General features: G+C 32.0%; 2 protein-coding genes. Both read right to left on the bottom strand.

The features are described from left to right. Nucleotides 1-2,591, bottom strand: a 2,591-nt coding sequence (locus tag B3R94_RS09365) for a DUF6443 domain-containing protein (protein ID WP_291100319.1), incomplete at its 3' end; no start/stop codon positions are given. Nucleotides 2,592-2,602: 11 nt separating this feature from the next. Further along, the gene (locus B3R94_RS09360) at nucleotides 2,603-3,322 is read right to left on the bottom strand and encodes a hypothetical protein (protein ID WP_291100314.1); all 720 of its coding nucleotides are present in this window, start codon (nucleotides 3,320-3,322) and stop codon (nucleotides 2,603-2,605) included. Between the last annotated feature and the right edge of the window lie 301 nt (nucleotides 3,323-3,623).

The raw sequence follows: 3,623 nt of genomic DNA, 5'->3' as shown, positions 1-3,623 counted from the left end.
TCTTTGCCGTTGTATTTGTATTTATAGTTAGTATTCGCAAGATTGGTATTGTTGTATCCACTATGTTTCAATCCAAAAGGATAATAGTTGTTCTCCTCCAATATTTTTAACGAGCCATTTGCTTCTTTTTGATAACTCAATCTTACATTACCCAAATGATCGGTGTAATTGTAAACATAATTAAATGTTGTACCATCTGTTACATTTACATAGCCTTCTGCTGTTGGAAAAAATTGTAATACACTATTTTGATACTGAAAACCTCCTAAGTAATCTGTAGTGGTCACTGTAGTACCATCTGTTACAACCTTTCTTAGCTTAACTCCACTTGCATCGTACGTATAGTTAATCTTTTTGGATGCATTCCAAAGAACTTCTGTTGGTAAATTTAAGTAATTATACGTAATTGCTGTTATTTCTTTGTTTAAATCTTTGGTAAGATTACCATTAAGATCATATTTGTAATCATTTTTAGGATCTTCAATTGTTGTTCCGCTGTATTTATTCTTATCAGCGAAACCATCTTCTGTTCTGTTGTCAGAAACATTAAGAAGTTTATTCGAATTAGCTTGATAATCGTATGTTAAATCATCGATTGTAAATAGATTATTGTTCAATAAGTTTCCATTACGTGTAAAACCTTTTATATTCCCATTATAATCGTAGCCTTTTACATATTCATTATAAGCACCAACATTGGTAGAACCTCCTATAAAACCAGTTTGTATTACAGCAAAATCTGCCGTTAACAGTCGATTTAATCCATCATAATCAAATCTATAGGTTTTATATGAATCTTGTTCATTGGTTTTCCAAGAAACTCCAGATATATTTCCATTGAAATGAGAACCGTAGTTGATATTAAATGAAAATAATTTTGGTCTAATAGCTTGTTCTACATCGTTTATATCTGTTAACCAACCTCTAATATTATACTTATAATCTACCGTTTGTAATGGATTAGAAGCAACCGTGTTTCCAACTTTCTTACTCGTCAACTGATTGATTTCGTTGTACGAATTTTGAACAATGTATTCTATTGCACCATTATTAATTTGGTGTGTTTGATACTTTAATAATTCATTCTCATAATATTCAAAACCTTCATTGATTGTTATTTCTGCTCCTATATCCGTTGGTTTGTGCTTGGTAACTGTATGCTTAACCTTTCCTCTAAAATCTAAAATAGATGCGGTTGTTTGATATCCTTTCAAATAATTATCTAAGTGAGAAGCTACTGGACGAATATATTTCGAATCATAATATGTATACGCTTTGTTCCACGTTGCAGTACCTAATACATTGGTATAACTTGCAACAGCTAAACCTTTGGTTTTTGTATCATCAACCCCAACAACTTTTTGATTATCTATAGACGAAGGTGTAACACCTAAATTTTGATAATGATCGTAATAATTAACAGATTGAACGGTTAAGCTTCCGTTAGGAAATTGCGCATTGGTATAGAAAATATTTTGTCCATTATTAGCAAATACAGTTGGTACTCTTTCTTCATTATTAGCCGTTTTTTTATTGTTCAAAGCGGTTTGCATTGAACCTCGTGTCGCTGTATTTTTAAAGAAACCTGAATACACCATTCTTCCAAATTTATCGTATTTAAAGAAAGTCCATCCTTTTTCAACTGCCGTTCGTTGATTGATATCTTGTTGTAAGGTTAAACGATCTTGGTTATCATACACCATAAATTCACGTCCTTTTCCAGGAAGTTGTTTTTCAACTAACCTGTTCTTTTCATCATAAAAATATTGATAACCTAATTCGGCAAGATTATTTCTGTAAGAATTGATATTTCCATAATCGGTATTTATTAATTGTGGTGGAAGAACAAAGGTTAAATTACCATAAATATCGTACACGTAATACGTATCATGATTACCAGACGAATTTAAAGGAGCTACTGTTTTTGATTCGATGTGAATTCTTTTCAGAACAACTCTCCCTTCTTTGTCTTTAAATTCCTCAATAGGTTGACCATTCTCATCTGTTGTAATCGTTTTATATAAAGCTCCTCCTGAATATGTTATAGAATTACTTAACGTTAAAGTTGGATTGGTAGTAGGATCTGCTACGCCAAAATTAAAAACTTCTCCATCTGAATTTGTTGCATATTGAAATCCTATCTCATGACCTGCTCCTTTCATCCAGTCTCTTCCTGGAGCAGCCTGAAATAACACTCGGTTTAAAGGTGAATTCTCAAATGTTTTTTCTGAATAAGGAATATAGTCTCCTGTCGTTTCTAAGTAAAAAGTATCTCCTGTTGCTCCAGTATTTAGTTGATTACTTGCTCCAGAAATAGGAAAAGGCAAATATTCTTTGGCTTGACGCCCAAAACCATCATATTCAAATGGTGTTACAATCGTATTACCTGTAGGTGAAGCACCTACTTGCAAGGCTTGTTTTTCACGTCCTAGACCATCAAAATAAACAACAGTTTCTTTCTTTTCAGAACAATCGGCTTTTAAACATTCGACTGTTTTAATGTAATTCTCCGTAGAGGTTTGTGCATATACACTACCACTTCCTAAAGTCAGAAGCGTACCGTATATAAAATTTTTATAAAAGTGTTTCATCTCGCTATAGCTTAAGGTTGTTTGTAGTTGTACTCAAAGGTTTTTAATACTTCTTGTTTATCATTTACGATAGATTGCAAACGGTTAGCTGCATCATAGTTGTAATATTCTGTTTGTCCGTTTGGCCCTGTAATACTCGTGACACCAACAAGAGGTTGATAGATATAAGAAGTGATCATAGCTTGAGGTAATGCTGTTCGTAAACTAGCAAAAGAATCTTTCGTTAAAGTACCATTGTTGCTTGCTATTTCTAAATTTTGAATAAAACTACTAACCTCTGATAAAGAAGCTCCTTCTATTTTAGCGATAGGATATTGACCGCCATATCCCCAAATAATAGAAACAGGAATTCCATTTTCTAAAGTATATTGTGTAAGATTACCTTTAGCATCATAACTGGTGTAAGTTATTTTTCGGTCGGCTGTAGTTTTAATATTGACACCATTTCCTTTCTTTTGATGAACAGCAGCTTTCTGAACGATTCCATTGAATAAATTATATTGATTATGAACTTCAGAAATATATACGCCATCAACACTTTGTTTGACAACAACTGGCTCTGCAATGCGGTTAGCATCGGTTAGTTCTTTCATGTAATCTTCTTGTCCAACTAAATCAGGTGGATATTGGTATTCCGTAGTTAATGTTTCGTTTTTGCTGTTTTTGGTTGTTACACTTGCTGGATACAAATGTTTATAAGTAGGTGAATAGTGATTTTCTGTTGTTATCACTATACTATCATTTGGAAAAAAATCAGTTGTTGTTGTTCTAATATTTTGTATCCATGCATTATCTATTGAAAAAGGAGCATATTCAAATTTAGCAAAAACAAAACCATTCTCATCTTGTACTTTTGTAATATCTAAACCATATTCTATTCCAGAATGATTTGGAAGTGCACTTGATGAAAATCTATTTAAAAATCTATCTTCATTGTAATCAAATATAGTTTTTTTTACTATTGTTGTAATCTTCCTTAAAAACCGGAATGTTTAAAAATATAGTTTATTAACTTAGGGATAATTATGAAAC

It is taken from the genome of Empedobacter sp. UBA7611, assembly GCF_002484365.1.
GTDB classification, from domain to species: Bacteria; Bacteroidota; Bacteroidia; order Flavobacteriales; family Weeksellaceae; genus Empedobacter; species Empedobacter falsenii_B.
This window is presented reverse-complemented; position numbering and strand designations above follow the sequence as displayed.